The sequence below is a fragment of the Mycobacterium talmoniae genome (assembly GCF_001854525.1).
GTDB lineage: Bacteria > Actinomycetota > Actinomycetes > Mycobacteriales > Mycobacteriaceae > Mycobacterium > Mycobacterium talmoniae.
On record NZ_MLQM01000040.1, the window covers coordinates 1 to 17,917 of the forward strand.

Below are 17,917 nucleotides of genomic sequence, written 5' to 3' on the forward strand. Positions count from 1 at the left end.
CGCACCAGGGTGGCGTCGGCCAGCACGGCCAGGGTCAGGCCGACCCCGAACATCCGCATGAACGACACCTGGGCGGCGATCAGCGCGGCGAACGAGATCGACATCACCAGCGCGGCGGCGGTGATCACCCGCCCGGTGCGGGCCACGCCCAGCGCCACGCTGGCCCGGTGGTCGGCGGCGGTGCGACCCGATTCCAGCCAGTACTCCCGGATGCGGGCGATCAAAAACACCTCGTAGTCCATCGACAGCCCGAACGCGATGCAGAACAACAACACCGGCATGTTGGCCACCAGCGTGCCGGTCGGGGTGGTCCCGAACGCGCCCAGGTGGCCGTCCTGGAAGATCCACACCAGCGCCCCGAACGCCGCGGTCAACGACAACACGTTGAGCACCAGCGCCTTGGCCGGCAGCACCACGCTGCCGGTCAACAAGAACAGCAACACAAAGCTGATGACCGCGATCACCGTGAGCACCAGCGGAAGCCGACTGGTGATGGCGGCCACGCTGTCCCGGTTGATTTGGGCCAGCCCGGCCAGCTGCACGGGGCGGTGGCCGGGGCCGGCCACGTCGTGCAACCGGTCCAGCTGGGTCTCGGAGGCCGACGAGAACAGCGGCGCCGAACTGGACACCGTCACATAGGCGCTGCCCTGCGCCACACCGGTGCCCCCGGCGGCGGGGCCCACGCGGTTGCCGGCGACGAAGGTGCCGGTCGGCGCGCTCACCGCCGACACGTCGGGCACCGTGGAGAGCTCCGCGGCGTACCGGTCGTAGTCGAGCGGCAGCAGGCCGTCGGCGTTCGGGACGACGATTTGGACCGCGGTCGCCGAATCGTCGGCGAAGTCGGTGCGCAGCTGCTCCCCCACCTGATGCGCCGACGCCGAGCGCGGCAGCACCCGCTCATCGGGGAAGCCCCACTTGACGCCCAGGAACGGTAGCCCCAGCACGGCGAGCAGCACCACCACCGCCAACCCGATCGGCACCGCGCGGCGCATCACCAGCTTGGTCGACCGGTACCAGAACTGGTGCTGCAACGCTTTGGGTTCCGGGTCGGGCCGACCCAGCACCCGCCGCGTCAGCCGCCGTACGTCCAGCGCATCCAGCCGCGGGCCCAGCAGCACGATCGCGGCCGGGGTCACCACCACCGCGGCGGCGGCGGCGAACACCACCGTCGCAATCCCCGCGTAGGCAAACGATTTGAGGAAGTACATCGGGAACAGCACCATCGCCGACATCGACAGCGCCACGGTGGTCGCCGAGAACAGCACGGTGCGCCCGGCGGTGACCATGGTGCGCACCAGCGCCTGGTTGGGCTCGGCGCCGTCGGCGAGTTCGTCGCGGTAGCGGCTGATGATCAGCAGCGTGTAGTCGATGGCCAGCGCCAACCCCATCGCGGTGGTCAGGTTCAGCGCGAAGATCGACACGTCGGTGCTGAAGGTGATCAGGCGCAGCACCGCCATCGATCCGACGATCGCCAGCCCGCCGATCGCGACCGGCACGGCCGCGGCCAAGACGCCGCCGAACACCCAGACCAGCACCAGGAAGCTCAACGGGATCGCCAGGGACTCCATCAGCAGCAGATCATGCTGGGTCTGCCCGTTGATCTGCGCGTACACCATCGCCACGCCGCCGGCGCGGACGCTGACCCCGTCCCGGTCGTGGACCACCTCATCGGCCAGGGTTTTGGCGTACTTCTGGGCGTTGTTTTCCCCGCCCTTGAGGTTGGCCACGATCACCCCGGATTTGCCGTCCTTGCTGACCAGTGGCGAGGGCCACGGGCTGACGTTGTAGGCCAACCCCGACCGGGTGATGTGGTCGACGATCTCGGTGGCCACCGCGCGGGCGGCGGCGCTGCCCACGCCGTCGGGTGCGGTCACCACGATCAGTAGCTGCTGGTCGCTTTGGCCGAACTTGTCGGCGAGCAGCCGGGTGGCCTGAGCCGATTCCGACGACGGGTCCTGGAAGCCGCCCGCGGACAGGCTCTTGGCGACCGGGACACCGAAGACTGCGGCGCCGATCAGGACCAGGACGGCGACGGCGATGACCCGCCGCGGTGCGGCGATAGCCAAAAGCGCGATGCGGTGCAGCACGACGGCTCCTTCCCCTTGGATATCTGCGGTAACTTACCGCCGTTAACCAAGGGGGGTCAAGGCGTGTCCTGGCCCGCTCGGGCGTGATCTGGGTCGCAGGGATGTGCCGCCCACGGGGCCACCACAACGGCGACGTGGCAAAACCTACCCATCGGTAGGATTGCCACCATTTTCCGAATCGTGACTCAAAGATTCCTTAATGGTTACCCATACGCTCAGTGACATGTGGATCGACGACTCGAGTGCCGACGTCATCAAGGTTGACTTCGAAGCTCTCTACCACGGCGACGTGCTGGTAGAGGGCGACACCTCGGAGCAGTTCGAGGACTGGCACCCCCTCGCCAACGCCAGCTGAGGCTCGGCGCCGCTGGGCGCGACACCTCACGCTGGTCGCGCCCCTCCGGGCTCATCTTGCCCGTGGTTTTTTGATTCGTCGTTTTTTGTGACCGGTATCCGCTGCGCCTCTCAAGCCGTCATGGCCGCCAAGAACCCCGGCCAGTCGGGGAACAGCGCCCGGTCGACGATTTCGATGCGGACACCGGCCGGGTCGGTGTAGTAGGCGAAGGTGGACAGGGTGTCGCCGCTGGGGCGGGCCTCCAACCGGTAACCGGCCGCTTCTAGTCGGGCCGCGGCGGCGGCGATGTCATCGACCCAATAGCCCAGGTGATGCGCGGCCGCGCCGGCGGGCGCGGTCCAGACGGTGCCGGGCACCTCCTGCACCAGTTCCAGATGCGGTGCCTGCAGCGAATACACGAACCGGAACGGCACCTGATAGTCGCCGCCCGCGGTGGTGACCGCCAAGGTGTACTCCACCGGCTTCGTCCACTGATAACCGCCGGCCGTACTGAATCGCCTTGCGGCATCCTCGATGTCGGGAACGATCAGGCCGATGTGGTAGCAGTCGGCCGGGGACAGGGTCTGCATGCACAGACCGTACCCGCCACGGCGGCTACTCGAGCAGCCGTTTGGGGTGCATGCCGTCGACCTGCCCGATGAACGGCGGATGGATGCTGTAGCCGAGCATGCGACGAATGTCCTCGGACACCGCGCGCACGGTGTCACGGGTCATCGAGAGGGTGAACGCCTCTTGGGGACGCAGCCAGGGCTCGCAGTATTGCGCGGTGGCGGCCAGGCGCGGATGGGGCGAACCGTTGGCTCCGCCGCCGTGCCACAAGGTGCCCAGGAAAAACACACAAGACCCGGCCGTCATGATCACGGGTTCGCGGTCAGACTCGCTGGGCAGACGATCGTCCCAGCGATGGCTGCCCGCGACGATCTCGGTGGCCCCGTTGTCGGCGGTGAAATCGTCGATCGCCCAAATGGTCGCCGCGCTCAGCGCGGCACGCGGCCGCGGGATCGGGTAAAAGCCGTCGTCGGTGTGCAGCATCTGCGCGTGCTCGCCGGGCTCGATGTTGATCACCTGCAGCATCGACAGCAGGTAGTTGGGCAAGAACAGCCGATCCAGCAACGCCAACACCCGCGGATGGTCGGCGATGCGATCGCAGGTGCGGGTCTTGTTCAGCACGCTGTACACCCGCTGGGTGCGATGCCCCTCGAACCGGTTGCGGCCGTGCCGATCCAACAGCGGCGACACAGCCTCGCGGATCTCAGAGCGCTCTTCGGACGTCAGCAGATCGGGCAGAATGACGTAGCCATCGCGCTGGACGGCGGCCAGATCCGCCTGCACGACCGCCGCATCAACGGTCTCGCCGCTGCTGGCGGTCCGGCGATAGGTGCCGGCCAGATCACCACCCAGGTCGGTCAGGGACGACACTTCGGCGCTCATGGTGCTCCTCGATCAACATAATCTAATTATGTTATGTTCGCGACTATGGCACGGGCCCCGGTCGGACGTCAACAGCTGCTCGACGCCGCCCGCGAAGAACTGGTCCGCGGCAACGGTGTGATGGAACTCGGCGCGCTCACCCGCCGCGCCGGGCTCACCACCGGTGCGCTCTACCACCACTTCGGCTCCAAAGGCGGGCTGCTGGCCGCGATCTACGACGCGTTCTACGAAGGACTTCGCCACGCCATCGCCGATGCGCACCTGCCCGCCGGTGCCGACTGGGGCACCCGCGAGCACGAACGCACCCGCCGGTTCGTCGGCTACCACTTCGCCGACCCGCTAGCGTCGATCCTGCTCAACCGTGCAGCCCTCGATCCACAACTCGCCGAGCTCGAATCCGTCTACCTCCAGACCATGAGCGACAACGCCGCCGAGAACATCCGCCGCGGGCAGCGATCGGGACAGCTACCGGCGGACATCGATCCCGACGGCGCCGGCCCCTTCGTCATCGGCGGACTGCGCCACGCTATCGCCCAACAGCTGCGTATCACCCCATCTCCCGACCCTGGCGAGGTGGCCGAACGGCTTTGGCGGTTAACCGCCGGTGCCCTGGGAATCGCCTGAAAACACTCCCACCAGGGTGGAACGACATTCCGGCCAACCTGCGGGGCAACTTCGCCCGCGGTCACCTGCGGGCTGGCGTGTACAAAGGCGACCCCACGCTACGGCAACGGCTACGGCCGACTACGACCGACATTAGGATCTCTGCTATCGACACGGACGGGAACCAACTGATCCGGCCCGACCAGCTGATCATCACGAACTACAAGGGACCATGGCCACTGAAATAAGCCAGCTCACCGCGCTCATCCCGCCGCCGACCTTCGTGCGGCGGCAAGATTGGCACGCAGCTGAAAAGACCCTCCACACAACGCTTCCCGACGACTACAAAACGCTGGTCGACACCTACGGCGAGGGACTGTTCTTCGACACCGTCCGACTGTGGGCCCCGGGAGAGGGCGAGCACAGCATCACCACAGCCGGGCCCGCCGAGGTCGACGGATTCCTGACCATGATCCGTGAAGACCTCGCCGACGACCCGGAACCCGACCTCGCGCGGCTACCCGACGGACAACTGCACACCGTCGACCTGGGCGGCCCGAACGCTGCACCGCCCTACCTGAGTTGGGGAATCGGCAGCGACGGCGATGTCGGCTTCTGGCATCGCACCGGCGACGACCCGAACCGGTGGCCGATCCTGTACGGGCAGGTTCAAGCCTGGGACTACCACCCCGACGGACTACTGCCCTACCTGATCGGAATCCTCGCCGGCAGCATCAACAGCAACTGCTTCACCGGAGCACAAGCCCACACATTCACGGCCGTCGAATACTGATCAACGCAGCAGCTCGAGCAGCAGAATGCGCAGGGAAGGTGTGCCGGACGCAGGAGTCCGCGGGCATCTCTCGCCTGACCCTCTGCCGCGCGACTCGCAGGTAGATCCACAGATTCATGGCTGTCGGATCGCTGACGGTTCCGCTGTTCTGCGGGCGCAGCGGCAGTGGCGGACTACACCGTGCGAGCTGCGCGTTGTCGGGCCGTTGCCACCCGTTCGTGTGGACCAAGACCGCCGACGAAATCCTGCCCCACACCCGTAAACGGGATTCAGACGCAGGACACTAGGCGCGGATCACGCGACAGCGACCGGCGGCGACCACGCAGTTATGTCGCCGCAGTCAGAGCTGATCCGAGTCGTAACTGCTTGCTGTCGAGGGTGCGGCGTTGCTCGGTCACCAGGACTGTCGCCAGCCCGCCGACCACCAGCCATCCGGCAAGCTGTGCGACACCGGTGACGGCGACATCTGAACCGATAATCACACCGCGCAAGGCGAGGATGGCTGGGTGCGTCGGCAGGTAGCTGCCGATCGTGTGCAGCGTGGCAGGGATTGTCGACATCAAGCTCGTGACTAACGCCAGGACGAGCACTGCGATCGATGCGAACCGGCCGGGCCGTTTGAAGATCGCCGTGACCGCTTGGTTGAGCGCAATGAATGTGAGCGCGGTCAGCAAGGTGACGCCGAGCAACTCGAACCACCGCACCACTGCGATATCCAGGATGGGGATCAGCATGGTAGTGAGCGCGACGGCGGCGAGCACTGCCACCGTTAGACCGGGGCAGGCGGCACGGACGACGATCATCCAGGTTGATTCGCGGGAGGTGAGTACGGCGCCTGGCACGGCCCGGGTGATCACATATGTGCCCAACGCGCAGGCCCATAGCGCCAAAGTGATGGCGACCGCAGCCACGGCGGCGCCGATGTTGGTGCTATCGGTGATGGCGACGGCCGGGGTGGCGGCGACGTTCTTCAGCCGGTCGCGCTCTGCCTGGTTGTAGACCGGCACCTGATCGCGTCCCTGCGCGAGCTGGTCGGCCAGTTGGTGCGCGCCGGCGGAAAGCTGTCCGATTCCGCCTTCTAGCTGGTGGGCACCATCATTGACCTGGTTTGCCCCGCTGGCTGCGGTGTCGAGCCCGGCCGCGAGTTGTTCGATTTGGCTGGCCGCGCCGGACAATGGTCCCGGCGGCGCAGGAAGTTGGTGCAGCGGACCGGTGACCGTCGATACTCGACTCTGCGCGTCGCCGAGTCCGGCGGCGAGCTGGCCCGTCCCCGACGAGAGTTGTCCGGCACCGGTTTCGAGCTGGCCCGCGCCGCTGGCAAGCTGTGCCGCGCCGTCGGCCGCCTGGCCCAATTGATCATGGATCCTGGAGAACGACAGGTAGACGTTCTCCAGGTAGGTCTGGACGATCTGCTGGTTGAGCGTATGCAGCACGACCTGGGCCACCTGTGTGCTGATCACCGGATCGGCGACGCCAGTGGCGTTCGACGTTTGCACCCGCAACTCGGCCTGCCCGGCCTGCAGCGGGTTATCGCTTGCCGAGGATGTCGCCTTGGCGGAGAAATCCTCCGGAATCGCGACGACGGCCCCGTACTCGCCGCGGGCGAGCCCTCTTTCGGCATCGGCGGCGTCGGTGAGCACCCAGGTGTACGCGGCTTCCGAGTGGGTCAGGTTGCCGGCTAGTTCTCGACCGAGGGGCAGCAGCTTGCCGTTGACGGTGACCGGCCGGTCGTTGTTGACGACGGCAGCTTTGGCCGCACCATGATTGGTCTGCGGCGACCAGAACGCCCAAATGAACAGGCTCATGACCAGGATGGGCAGAATGACTAGTCCCACCCAAGTGCGCCATGTGAGAGGACCCGATGCCGTCGCGCGCGCGGAGTTGACGAACGGTTTGATCATCACGCCACCTCGACTGTTTTGGGATTCAACTCAAACGTGGCCATCGAGGTTGCCGGGAGCAGGTCGTCGACCAAGTCGGGATCTTGGCAGGTGAGCACGAACGTTGCCGGCTTACCTGCGGCGGTCGTCCGGTTGGAAAGATATTGACGCAGCTTGCTTCTCGAGTCCGCGCGAACGACAATGTCGACATCGTCGAGCAGGATGAGTTCAATGTTGCCCGCCAGGGCGGCCCCCACCTCGGCGGCCGGATCAGGCGCTTCGTGGCAGGAGATCACCGCCACTTTACGACGCACAGTGCTGATGTGCTGCGGTAGCACGTGGCCGAGCACTTTCAGGTCGCCGTCGATGCGACGCACTCGGGCGGCCAGGGTGAAGAGCAGCGCGCTCTTGCCAGCGGCATTGTGGCCATGTATCACCAGGATTCGACCTCGGCTCAGCGTCAGATCCACTCCTGAGTAGATGACGTGGCCGCGGTCGTCCTCGCGGTGCAATCCGCGGGCGTTGATCGCGTCGTTGGCTCCCGCCGACGGCCAGTCGGCAAGGCGTAGTTCCCGCATGAGGGCGTCTCCTTCAGCGTCGAAGATCGGCAGCCGGCGATCTACCCATCCGGGCAGCCCCCACGCGTGACGGCCGAGCAACGCCAACACCGCCGGGACTAGCGTCATCCGTACCAGGAATGCGTCCACGAACACGCCGATGGCCAGGCTGAACGCAATCGGCTTGATGACGGCGCTGCCCTCTGGCACGAACGCCGCGAACACCGCGAACATGATCACTGCCGCCGCGACCACTACCCGTGAGGCTGAGACGAAGCCGGACTGAATGGCTTGGTGCGGATCACCCTGGTGCACATAATTTTCACGGATTCGCGACACCAGGAACACCTCGTAGTCCATCGCCAACCCAAATAGCACCCCCATCAAGATGATCGGCAGGAAGCTGACCACGCTGCCGGTGCGGGTGACACCCAACGCGCCCGCCAAGTGGCCTTGTTGGAAGACGTACGAGGTGGCACCGAACGCGGCTCCCACCGACAGCAGGTACCCGGCGGTGGCCTTGACCGGTACCCAGATGGAGCGGAACACCATTGCCAGCAGGACCAGGGAGATCCCGACCACCAGAATGGCGAACGGTAACAGGGCGGCACCGAGCTGTGCGGAGACGTCGATGCCCACCGCGGTGATACCGGTGACCGCCGTGTCCACGCCATAGGTGTCCCGGAAGTGCTGCCGCTGGTCACGGATGGCTTGCACTAACTCGTCTGTTTGGGCGGTGTCGGGGGCAGCGGCTGGCACCACTTGGATAATCCCGGTGTCGGCCTTCGGGTTCGGTGTCGCTAACGGCACGCTGGCCACCCCCGGTAGTCGGCTGAGCTCGTCGGCGATCGCATTGACGACGCCTACCGGGTCGGTGCTGGTGATGATATCGGCGGTCACGATGAGGGGACCGTTGTAGCCTGGCCCGAAGCGCTCGCTCACCGTGTCATAGGTATCCCGTGCGGGCGTACCCTTTTCTTCGGTCCCATTGTCCGGCAAGGCGAGCCGCAAATCGGCGGCCGGAAGCGCGCAGAGTGCGAGGCCGACGACCAACACCAGCACGGTCAGCGCCGGGATCCGGGTAGCCAGCCGCACCCAGAATCGGCTGAGCGATGCGCGTTTTGAGGATTCCTTGTGCCGCGTTCTGGCCGCCTTGGGCCGCAAACGTTCTCCAGCGAAGGCCATCAGCGCCGGGATCAAGGTCACCGCGACGGACACGGCCACAGTCACCCCTACCGCCGCGGCCAGGCCCATCGTAGTTAAGAACGGGATGCCCGCCACGGACAGACCCACCAGTGCAATCATCACGGTCAGCCCGGCGAAGATCACTGCGGAGCCGGCGGTCGCGGTAGCCCGCGCGATGGATTCCTCGACCTCGATCCCCTCGGCGAGCTGGCTGCGGTGCCGCGAGAGCAGAAACAGCGCGTAGTCGATTCCTACGGCCAGGCCGAGCATCACGGCCAGCATCACCGCGGTGGAGGACACCGCTGTCAGCAGCGTAGCCGCGTAGATCAGCGCGACCGAGATTCCCACTCCTAGGATCGCGGTCAGCAGCGGCATGCCGGCAGCGATTAGCGAGCGGAACACCAGCAGCAGCACGAAAAGGGCGATCAACAGACCGATCCCCTCGGTGGAGCTGAGTTTGGGCATTGGGTTGGAGAACGCGGGTCCGCCGACATCTACGGTCGCTCCGTGCCCGATTGCCGCGGACAGCTCGGTGCCGATGGCGGTGAGCTGATCCTTGGTGGCCGGTTTGACATCGGCGAGCGCCACCGTGAGCTGCGCGGTGATAATCGCCGCGCGATGGTCACCGGACACCGCACCCTGTATCCGCGGGGCGGGACCGCCGGCGGGCTGCCCCTGCGGCGTGGGGTCGAATGGGTTGATCACCGCGGCGATCTGGTCGATCTTCTTGATCTGCGCCACGGCGTGGGCGGTCGGCCCGGGAGCGAGCCGGGTGACGTCCTGCCCCGGCGGCACGGCGATGACCAGCTGCGCCGACGTTCCGCTGACTTCGGGAAACACCCGGCCCAGGTAGTCAAGCGCGTTCTGTGACTGGGTGCCAGGTATTTCGAAGGTGTCATCGGTGCCGTTGTTCAGCAGCGCACCGCCGCCGGCCACGGCAAGCACGACGAGCCACACCACGAGCACCCAGCGGCGCCGCTGGGCGGCAAGCCGGCCTAGCCGGTAGAGCACAGATGACACGAAAGTCTCCTCACACCCGACGCGGTCAGCTGGTACTGATCAGCCGAGCGACGGCCCGCATGGTGAAGCGGCTGGCGGTGCTACGCAACCGCTGAACCTGCGACTGCGGAATCGGTGCAGGCGGGGTACCGAGCCGCGGGAACAGGGCGAGCGCATTGGCGCGGTCGATGGCGTTGCGTGCCTGCGTGTCGAGACCAGGGTAGTTCTCCAGCCCCGCGGCGAACAGCTTGCCGGCGGCAACCGGCGCGAACGGCCAGTCGGATCCGAAGGTGATGTGGCCCGGTTTAGCGAAGGCCAGCAGGCTGGGCAGCGCCGCGGCGCTGGAGGACAGCGCGGTATCGAAGTAGAAGCCGGCGAAGTCATCGAGGGAGTCGGCCGGGCTGGCGCCGGTGTCGCCCATGATCGCCACCGCCATCCGGTGCGACGCGTAGGGCACGAAGCCGCCGGCGTGGCTGAGGATAAACCGGATGTTCGGGTAGCGGCGGCGGATACCGTTGCGCACCAGCAGGTACGCGGCGCGAGTGGTGTCGAGCAGGAAGTCGGCGGCGAACGGCATCACCCCGGGGACGGTGGGACCGGGCAGGTCGGCGGGGTGAATGAAAACCACCGCGGAGCGCTCGTTGAGGGCAGCGAACAGCGCATCCTGGCCTTCTTGTCCGAGATAGGTGCCGGCGTTGTTGGCCAGCAGCACCACCCCGTCGGCCTTCAGCTCGTCGAGCGCCCGCACCGTTTCTGCGACGGATTCGTCGATGTGCGGCAACGGGATGGTGGCGAAGAACCCGAACCGATCCGAGTGGTCGGCAATGAGCTGTGCCGAATAGTCGTTTAGGTCGCGGGCCAGCGAGGCAGCATCGGCGGCGTTGGCCAAAAAAGTGGTACCCGGGGTGGACACCGACAAGATGGCGGTGGCCGTGTCGAGTTCAGCCATGGTCTGCAGCGAGGACTCCGGGCTCCAGTCGGGCAGCGCCCGCCCGCCAGCCTCGTCGATCCCGGCGGCTTGCAATGCTTTCCGGTACTCCGGCGGGATCATGTGGTGGTGAGTGTCGATCCTGAGCATGGCGTATTCCTTCCGGTGGCTAGTCGTCCCGCATTCCCGCGCCGGCCAGCGCGGGAACGGTATCTTCACGGCGCACCAGCGACGCCGCGCCGGTCGCGAATTGGGTGAGTTTATCGATGATGGTCTGCCCCTCCGGGGTGTGGCCCCACACGCTGATCCCCTGATGCGTGGCGGGCTCCCAGGTGCTTTCGTCGACGATGAGAGGATTCCAGCCGACCTCCCATTCGAAACCCGACGGCGTCTTCGCGTAGAAGGACAGTTCGCGGTCGTTGGTGTGCTGACCCACCGCCAGCGCCATGTGAAAGCCCAGGCCTTTGACCCGCTGGTAGGCCGCAGCCATGTCGTCGAGATCGGCGACCTGAACGTTGAGGTGCTGGATACGGGTGCGGATCGGGTTGATCGGCAACCGGTTCACCGCGGCGATCGCCACCGAATGGTGACGCTGATTGACGCGCAGGAACCGGATCTTGAGCTTGACACCGGTGATGGTTTCGTCGATGTAGTCGGACAGGCGCGCGTCGAACACCGTGGTGTAGTAGCCGCGCATCTGATGGGGCCGCTTCGTGGTGACCGCGACGTGGCCGATGCCGGCGTCGCCGGTGACGAAGCCGCCGCGCACCGCCATGTCCAGCGGCGTATCGGCGGCGCGGGCGCGGGTAAAGATCTCCTGCGCAAGCCCGTTGGGCCCAGGAAAGCGGACCAGGCGCTCGACGCCGCGTAGCGCGGCCTCCTCCGCGGTGCCCTCGCTGATCGGCACGCCGTGCCGGGTGACGCGGGCGATGATCTCGTCGAAACCGGCGTGATCGTCGAGTTGCCAGCCCAGTGCGGTGACGTCTTCGGCGGGGCCGCGCCGCAGCAGGAATCGGCAGGCGTTGCCGTCGAGCCGGAAGCGGATCGCATCGGGCAGCGTGTCGTCGAGGTGCATGCCGATGGCGTCGCGGCCGAACCGGCGCCAGTCGGCGAACTTCTCGGTTTCGATGACCAGGTAACCGAGGTGCACGTTGCCGAACACCGACGGTGCTGCGGTGGTGATCATGACTGCAGGAATTCGGTGACGACCCGGTTGAACAGTTCGGCGCGCTCCCACTGCATCCAGTGCCCGGTCCGCGACGTCATCACCAAGTCGGCGTTGGGCATCAAGTTGAGCAGCATCGGCCCACCGGCGGGCTTGTTGACCTTGTCGTCGCGCCCCCACAACACCAAAGTCGGCGTGGGCAACGTCTTAAGGCGTTTGTCGCGGGTGAGGTCCATCCGCCACAGCGTGCGCAGCGCCATTGGGCCCGACGGCCTCCGCAGCGGCGGATCGGCAACAACGTCCGGATCGATGGAGGCCGCGTACCGCAGGTCGATCAGCTCGTCGGGCACCGATGCTCCGTCGTACACCAGGTAGGTGCGGATGAACGCTTCCAGCTTGGCGCGGCTGGGGCCATCACCGCCGTAGTAGGACAGCAGGGCGTTCAGTCCAGCGGTCGGCGCGCCGCGGGTGGTGCCGATCCCGCCAGGTCCCATCAGCACCAGCTTCCCGACTCGGGCCGGGGTATCGAGGGCGAGCCGCAGCGCGCACGAGCCGCCATAGGAGTTGCCGACCAAATGCGCCGTGTCGACGCCGAGTTCGTCGAGCAGGCCGCGGATCATGGTGGCGAGGTACCCGAACGGGTCAGCCTGGTCGACGCCCTTGACCGACCGCCCGTACCCGGGCATGTCGGGCACAATGACGTGAAAGTTCTGCGCCAGCGCATCGATGTTGCGGGAGTAGTTCGACACCCCGGAGGCGCCCGGTCCCCCGCCGTGCAGTAGCACCACCGCAGCCCCGGCGCCGGCCTCGGTGACAAAGATCGGCTTGCCGGCGACGGGGACGGTGCGCTCGGTCTGGGGGTACCTCCCGCTTGCGGGGGCGTCGGTGACGGTCATGCGGTGGCCTCGGTTCTGGTCGCAGTGGAGAAGGTGTAGCCGGCCGGGGGCGGTGGCAGCGGCTGCCCGGTTGGGGCTGCGGCATAGATGAATCCGTCCGGACGCACCACCACGGCGGCGGCTTTCTTGCGGTGCAGCCAACGGGTGAGGCTGGGTTCGTCGATCCGGAACATCGGGACGCCCAGTGCTGCCCAGGCCGATGCGCCACTTGGTGGCGCGCCGGTGTGCAGGACGGTCCACTTCCCGCCGAGGAGATCATCGAGGCGAACCTTGGCGCCTGCGGCGTTCGTCACCCAGGGCTGGGGCATCTGCCACCCCACGGCACGGCGCCCACCAGCAGCAAAGAAGCCGTCGACGTATCGGGCAGCGGGGATCCAGGTCAGCTTCTGGGCAGCCGCCTCCGCCCCGGGAACCCGGGTCAGCGCCCGGATGACGTGGTTGCGCACCGCGGCGATGGCCTGGTTGGGCTCGGTGATGACCCGACCAACCATGCAGGCGCGCCGGGTCGTTTCGGTGACATGCGGTTTGCGTTCGGCCTGATAGGAGTCCAGCAGCGAGTCCGGCGCCTGCCCCTTGATCACGGCGGCGAGTTTCCAGCACAGGTTGGCCGCGTCTCGCACCCCCGCCGACATGCCCTGCCCGATCCACGGCGGCATGGCATGTGCGGCGTCACCGGCCAAAAAGACGCGGCCCACCCGCCACCGGTCGGCGACGCGGACGTGGTGGCTGTAAATCACTGCCCGCAGGATCTTGACGTGCTCCGGTGTGATGCCCTGGACGCTCAGCACCTTCCAGATCTCCTCATCCCGCAGGAGCAGCTGTTCGTCCTCGTCGGTGCGGGCGGGAAACTCCCAGCGATGATGCCCGAGCGGGGTGGGACAGTCGACCATCGGGCGAGCCGGATTGGCGTGGAACCGCAATCGGTCGTGGGCATCCCACTCCTTGAGCACCTTGGTGTCGATAACGACCCACCGCTCACCGTAAGTGCGGCCCGAATAGCCAACCCCCAGCTGACCCCGAGTGGGCGACGAACCGCCGTCGGCGGCAATCACATACGACGCCCGGAACCGCTTGAAGGTGTCGGTGCGCAGGTCAGCGCACATCAGCTCGACACCGTCGGCCTTGGGCAACACCCGCAGGCATTCGTGCTCCAGCAGGACGTCGACGCCGGCGAAGCGCTGGGCACCCTCGCGCAGCACGTGGTCGACCGCCGGCTGATACAGGAACTGTTGCGGCGGGTGCCCCGAGCCGCGTGAGGCGATCGTGGTCTCGATGAATGGCACCCCTTTGGCGTCGACAAACGCGACCGGCCGGTCGCACAGCATGTCCTGCTGTAGCCGCTCCGCTAAACCGACCGACTGCCACACCCGCATGACTTCCTCATCGGTGGAGATCGCCCGAGCCCGGTCGTACACATCGGGATCGCGTTCAACCACAAGCACTTTCAGGCCGTACTGACCCAACAGGTTTGCGGCGGTGGCGCCGGTCGGCCCATAGCCGATCAATGCCACGTCGTAGGTGTCTGCGGTAGTCACGATTTCTCTCTCGTCGGCGTGATACTTGATCCGTAGTGATCACTACGGTAATGTAGCGATCACTACGGAGTCAAGGCCCGAAGGCAAGGAGCGCGGAGATGGCAGGTAAGGCTTCGCCCAAGCGGCGTAAACGTGCCGACGGTGCACTGTCGCGGGAACGCATCCTGGACGCTGCCACCGAGATTGCCGCCGAACGCGGCTATGAGGGCACCAGCATCGCGCTGGTCAGCGCCACGTGCGGCTTGCCAGCCAGTTCGATCTACTGGCATTTCAAGGACAAAGACGATCTGATCGCGGCGGTGATCGAGCGCAGTTTCGGGACGTGGTTGTCCGCCTGGCAGGTCCCCGACGAAGGCACGGCACCTGAGCGTGCGGTGGATGTGGCCGGGCAGGTCGCCAAGGCGTTGCTGGAATCCCCGGACTTCATCCGGTTGGGTCTGATGCTGGCGCTGGAGCGCCGCCCCGTCGAACCGCGCGCCCGCGCCATGTTTCTACAAACCCGCGCGCAGGCCTTCTTGCAACTGACCCAGATGCTTCGGGAGCTGGCACCTGAGCTTTCTGACGCCGATGTGAACGGATTGGCCACTTATGCGTTGGCGGGCGCGGACGGGTTGTTCATCGCCAAAGAGATCGGCGGCGACTCCGTCGATCTGGTCGCGCTGTTCGAACTGCACGGCCGGTCCGTGGTCGACACCGCGCGTCGTCTCATCGACGAGCAGGGCAGCCGATGACGCTGACCACCGGCCACATCGGCGAAGCCACCCAACTATTGGACGCTGCCCGCATCACTCAAACGCCGATAGGTCCGCTTACCGAGCGCTATCCGGGACTGGATGTCGTCGACGCCTATGCCATCCAGCAGCTCAACCTAACCCGCCGGCTTCGTGAAGGCCGCAACCTGATCGGGCACAAGATCGGCCTGACCTCCGCACCGATGCAAACCCTGCTCGGCGTCGATGAACCCGACTTCGGCTACATCCTCGACGATATGGTGCTGACCAATGGCTCGGCCGTGTCGGCCGCCCAGTTCTGCGCGCCCCGTGTTGAACCCGAAGTCGCCTTCCTGGTGCGCGCGCCGTTGCGCGGTCCGGGAGTCACCGTCGAGCAGGTGTACGCCGCAACCGAGGCGGTCGCGGTGGCGCTGGAGGTCGTCGACAGCCGGATCGCCGACTGGAAGTTGACCCTGCCTGACACCGTCGCCGACAACGCCAGTTCCGGCGCGGTCGTCCTCGGCGACTGGGTGCCAGCTGGCCATCTTGATCTGCCCCAGGCGCGGGCGTCCTTGTCTCTGAACGCAACCGACGTCTACTCCGGTGTTGGGACGGCGGTGATGGGCGACCCGGCTGCCGCGGTTGCGTGGCTGGCCAACGCCTTAACGCGGTTCGGCACCGAGATCCTGCCTGGCCAATTCGTCATGTCGGGGTCGTTCACGTCGGCCGCATTCGTCCGTCCCGGCGACCACGCCGCCGCCATTATCGGCGGTCTGGGCGCCGTGTCGCTGCGCTTCAGTTAGGCAAACCATGACCGCACCTTGCACCTGGCCGGTGGCCATCATCGGGTCGGGCAATATCGGCACCGATTTGATGATCAAGATCCTGCGCGATGAGGGTCCGCTGACGGTGGCCGCCATGGTGGGCATCGACCCGAACTCCGACGGCTTGGCCCGCGCTACCCGGATGGGGGTGGCGACCACCGCCCGTGGTGTCGACGGCCTACTCGCTATGCCGAACTTCGGTGACATCAACCTCGTTTTCGACGCCACCTCGGCGGCAGCGCACCGGGCCAACTGGGCCAGGCTGGCTCCCACCGGGGTGCGGATGCTGGATCTCACCCCTGCCGCCATCGGGCCTTATTGCGTGCCGGTGGTCAATCTCGAGGACCATCTCGATGCGCCGAATCTGAACATGGTGACCTGCGGCGGGCAAGCGACGGTGCCGGTTGTCGCCGCGGTGGCGCAGAGCGGCATCGTGTCCTACGCCGAGATTGTGTCGTCGATTTCGTCCAAGTCCGCCGGCCCGGGCACCCGCGCCAACATCGACGAGTTCACCGAAACCACCGCCACCGCCTTGCAGTCCGTCGGCGGCGCCCAGCGCGGTAAGGCGGTGATGATCCTCAACCCCGCCGATCCGCCTGTATTGATGCGCAACACGGTGTACTGCCTGGTCGACGGGGAACCCGATCATCGGCAGATCGAAGCCGATGTGCTCGCGATGGTCGAGCGCGTCCGAGGCTATGTGCCCGGCTACCGGCTCAAACAGCGGGTGCAGTTCGAGGCGTTCAGCGCGCAGAACCCGCTTTACATCCCGGAAACCGGCAAGTTCGTCGGAACGCGGGTCAGTGTGTTGCTTGAGGTCACCGGCGCCGCCCACTACCTGCCGGCCTACGCGGGCAACCTCGACATCATGACCTCCGCGGCCAAGGCCACCGCAGAACGCATCGTTGCCCACGAAGCCGAAACCGCCGGAGCCACACCATGAATCTCTACCTCAGCGATGTCACCCTGCGCGATGGCATGCACGCCGTGCGCCACCAGTACAGCCTCGGGCAGGCGGTGGAAGTCGCCGCGGCACTGGATGCCGCCGGGGTGGATTCCATCGAGGTCGCGCACGGTGACGGGCTGGGCGGATCTAGCTGCATCTACGGTTTCGGCGCTCACACCGATCTGGAATGGATCGAAGCCGTCGCCAGCGTGGTGCGCCGCGCCCGGGTCGCAACCCTACTGCTGCCCGGCATCGGCAGCGTGCGCAACCTCAAAGACGCCCATCGGGCCGGTGCCAGCGTGGTCCGGGTGGCCACCCATTGCACCGAGGCCGACATCTCCGCCCACCACATCGCCGCCGCCCGCGATCTCGGCATGGACACCGTCGGGTTTCTCATGATGAGCCACCTGGCCGCACCGGATGTGCTGGCCAGCCAGGCCAAGCGGATGGAGAGCTACGGCGCCACCTGCGTGTATGTCGTTGACTCCGGCGGGGCGATGACTATGCACGATATCGCGAACCGAGTCGACGCGCTGCGCCAAACCCTCATGGCGGCCACCGAGATCGGCATTCACGCGCATCACAACCTGTCGCTCGGGGTAGCCAACTCGATCGTCGCCGTGGAGCACGGCGCACACCGCGTGGACGCTTCACTGACCGGCATGGGTGCGGGCGCCGGCAACGCCCCGTTGGAGGTGTTCGTCGCTGCCGCCGACAAGTTGGGCTGGGACCACGGCTGCGATCTGCATGCGCTGCAGGACGCGGCCGATGACATCGTCCGCCCCCTGCAGGAACGCCCGGTGCGCGTAGACCGGGAAACTTTGACGCTGGGGTACGCGGGGGTGTATTCAAGCTTCCTGCGGCACGCCGAAGCCGCCGCGGAACGCTTCGGCCTCGACGCGCGCACCCTGCTGGAAGAGGCCGGGCGTCGGGGCATGGTCGGCGGCCAGGAAGACATGCTCATCGACATCGCGTTGGACCTGGCCGCCGACAAGGAACCGATGATCTGAGCCGGCATAGCTC

General features: G+C 66.6%; 16 protein-coding genes. 7 read left to right on the forward strand and 9 right to left on the reverse strand.

What is annotated here, in order from left to right; genetic code table 11:
- On the reverse strand, window positions 1-2,087 hold a 2,087-nt coding region (locus tag BKN37_RS09955), incomplete at its 3' end, for an MMPL family transporter (RefSeq protein WP_071025018.1).
- Between the two features lie 199 nt (window positions 2,088-2,286).
- Here BKN37_RS09955 and BKN37_RS29130 point away from each other — a divergent pair.
- Window positions 2,287-2,442 (forward strand): hypothetical protein, encoded by a 156-nt coding sequence (locus BKN37_RS29130; protein WP_165618313.1) that lies wholly within the window; start codon window positions 2,287-2,289, stop codon window positions 2,440-2,442.
- Window positions 2,443-2,552: 110 nt separating this feature from the next.
- On the opposite strand, the gene BKN37_RS09960 is transcribed toward BKN37_RS29130, so the two are convergent.
- Both BKN37_RS09960 and BKN37_RS09965 read right to left on the reverse strand, forming a co-directional pair.
- Entirely contained in the window at window positions 2,553-3,011 is a 459-nt protein-coding gene (locus tag BKN37_RS09960; RefSeq protein ID WP_071025020.1) for a glyoxalase/bleomycin resistance/extradiol dioxygenase family protein, read from the reverse strand.
- 25 nt (window positions 3,012-3,036) lie between these two features.
- On the reverse strand, window positions 3,037-3,873 hold the full coding sequence (locus tag BKN37_RS09965) for a phytanoyl-CoA dioxygenase family protein (protein ID WP_071025022.1): 837 nt from the start codon (window positions 3,871-3,873) through the stop codon (window positions 3,037-3,039).
- Window positions 3,874-3,918: 45 nt separating this feature from the next.
- Here BKN37_RS09965 and BKN37_RS09970 point away from each other — a divergent pair, with 45 nt between their 5' ends.
- Window positions 3,919-4,497 (forward strand): TetR/AcrR family transcriptional regulator, encoded by a 579-nt coding sequence (locus BKN37_RS09970; RefSeq protein WP_071025077.1) that lies wholly within the window; start codon window positions 3,919-3,921, stop codon window positions 4,495-4,497.
- 211 nt (window positions 4,498-4,708) lie between these two features.
- Complete coding sequence (locus BKN37_RS09975) at window positions 4,709-5,269, forward strand: SMI1/KNR4 family protein (RefSeq protein WP_071025024.1); 561 nt, start codon at window positions 4,709-4,711, stop codon at window positions 5,267-5,269.
- A gap of 326 nt (window positions 5,270-5,595) precedes the next feature.
- On the opposite strand, the gene BKN37_RS09980 is transcribed toward BKN37_RS09975, so the two are convergent.
- The 6 genes from BKN37_RS09980 to BKN37_RS10005 form a co-directional block, all read right to left on the reverse strand.
- Window positions 5,596-7,170: a YhgE/Pip family protein gene (locus BKN37_RS09980; RefSeq protein WP_071025026.1), complete on the reverse strand. Its 1,575-nt coding sequence runs from the start codon at window positions 7,168-7,170 to the stop codon at window positions 5,596-5,598.
- Window positions 7,170-9,848 carry an MMPL family transporter gene (locus BKN37_RS09985; protein ID WP_242657189.1) on the reverse strand — a complete coding sequence of 893 codons (2,679 nt, stop codon included), beginning with the start codon at window positions 9,846-9,848 and terminating at the stop codon, window positions 7,170-7,172. The genes BKN37_RS09980 and BKN37_RS09985 overlap by 1 nt, the downstream gene beginning before the upstream one ends.
- A gap of 88 nt (window positions 9,849-9,936) precedes the next feature.
- Complete coding sequence (locus BKN37_RS09990) at window positions 9,937-10,968, reverse strand: amidohydrolase family protein (protein ID WP_071025030.1); 1,032 nt, start codon at window positions 10,966-10,968, stop codon at window positions 9,937-9,939.
- Between the two features lie 19 nt (window positions 10,969-10,987).
- Entirely contained in the window at window positions 10,988-12,004 is a 1,017-nt protein-coding gene (locus tag BKN37_RS09995) for a VOC family protein (protein WP_194074139.1), read from the reverse strand.
- Entirely contained in the window at window positions 12,001-12,879 is an 879-nt protein-coding gene (locus BKN37_RS10000) for an alpha/beta fold hydrolase (RefSeq protein WP_071025033.1), read from the reverse strand. The genes BKN37_RS09995 and BKN37_RS10000 overlap by 4 nt, the downstream gene beginning before the upstream one ends.
- Window positions 12,876-14,414, reverse strand: coding sequence for a bifunctional 3-(3-hydroxy-phenyl)propionate/3-hydroxycinnamic acid hydroxylase (locus BKN37_RS10005; protein WP_083341702.1), 1,539 nt, complete (start codon window positions 14,412-14,414; stop codon window positions 12,876-12,878). The genes BKN37_RS10000 and BKN37_RS10005 overlap by 4 nt, the downstream gene beginning before the upstream one ends.
- 98 nt (window positions 14,415-14,512) lie before the next feature.
- On the opposite strand from BKN37_RS10005, the gene BKN37_RS10010 reads away from it, so the two are divergent.
- From BKN37_RS10010 to dmpG, 4 genes are read left to right on the forward strand one after another with little or no spacing between them, the layout of a single operon-like run.
- A complete protein-coding gene (locus tag BKN37_RS10010) occupies window positions 14,513-15,145 on the forward strand; it encodes a TetR/AcrR family transcriptional regulator (protein WP_071025039.1) in 633 nt (210 codons plus the stop codon).
- Entirely contained in the window at window positions 15,142-15,927 is a 786-nt protein-coding gene (locus BKN37_RS10015; protein WP_071025042.1) for a 2-keto-4-pentenoate hydratase, read from the forward strand. Before BKN37_RS10010 ends, BKN37_RS10015 begins: the two co-directional genes overlap by 4 nt.
- Before the next feature lie 7 nt (window positions 15,928-15,934).
- Window positions 15,935-16,891 carry an acetaldehyde dehydrogenase (acetylating) gene (locus BKN37_RS10020; protein WP_071025044.1) on the forward strand — a complete coding sequence of 319 codons (957 nt, stop codon included), beginning with the start codon at window positions 15,935-15,937 and terminating at the stop codon, window positions 16,889-16,891.
- Window positions 16,888-17,904: a 4-hydroxy-2-oxovalerate aldolase gene (gene dmpG, locus BKN37_RS10025; protein WP_071025046.1), complete on the forward strand. Its 1,017-nt coding sequence runs from the start codon at window positions 16,888-16,890 to the stop codon at window positions 17,902-17,904. Before BKN37_RS10020 ends, dmpG begins: the two co-directional genes overlap by 4 nt.
- Window positions 17,905-17,917: the final 13 nt, after the last annotated feature.

Bases quoted from the DNA above. Each gene is read 5' to 3' on its own strand.
- BKN37_RS29130 (WP_165618313.1), top strand. From the start codon at position 2,287: ATGGTTACCCATACGCTCAGTGACATGTGGATCGACGACTCGAGTGCC.
- BKN37_RS09960 (WP_071025020.1), bottom strand. From the start codon at position 3,011: ATGCAGACCCTGTCCCCGGCCGACTGCTACCACATCGGCCTGATCGTT.
- BKN37_RS09965 (WP_071025022.1), bottom strand. From the start codon at position 3,873: ATGAGCGCCGAAGTGTCGTCCCTGACCGACCTGGGTGGTGATCTGGCC.
- BKN37_RS09970 (WP_071025077.1), top strand. From the start codon at position 3,919: ATGGCACGGGCCCCGGTCGGACGTCAACAGCTGCTCGACGCCGCCCGC.
- BKN37_RS09975 (WP_071025024.1), top strand. From the start codon at position 4,709: ATGGCCACTGAAATAAGCCAGCTCACCGCGCTCATCCCGCCGCCGACC.
- BKN37_RS09980 (WP_071025026.1), bottom strand. From the start codon at position 7,170: ATGATCAAACCGTTCGTCAACTCCGCGCGCGCGACGGCATCGGGTCCT.
- BKN37_RS09990 (WP_071025030.1), bottom strand. From the start codon at position 10,968: ATGCTCAGGATCGACACTCACCACCACATGATCCCGCCGGAGTACCGG.
- BKN37_RS09995 (WP_194074139.1), bottom strand. From the start codon at position 12,004: ATGATCACCACCGCAGCACCGTCGGTGTTCGGCAACGTGCACCTCGGT.
- BKN37_RS10000 (WP_071025033.1), bottom strand. From the start codon at position 12,879: ATGACCGTCACCGACGCCCCCGCAAGCGGGAGGTACCCCCAGACCGAG.
- BKN37_RS10010 (WP_071025039.1), top strand. From the start codon at position 14,513: ATGGCAGGTAAGGCTTCGCCCAAGCGGCGTAAACGTGCCGACGGTGCA.
- BKN37_RS10015 (WP_071025042.1), top strand. From the start codon at position 15,142: ATGACGCTGACCACCGGCCACATCGGCGAAGCCACCCAACTATTGGAC.
- BKN37_RS10020 (WP_071025044.1), top strand. From the start codon at position 15,935: ATGACCGCACCTTGCACCTGGCCGGTGGCCATCATCGGGTCGGGCAAT.
- dmpG (WP_071025046.1), top strand. From the start codon at position 16,888: ATGAATCTCTACCTCAGCGATGTCACCCTGCGCGATGGCATGCACGCC.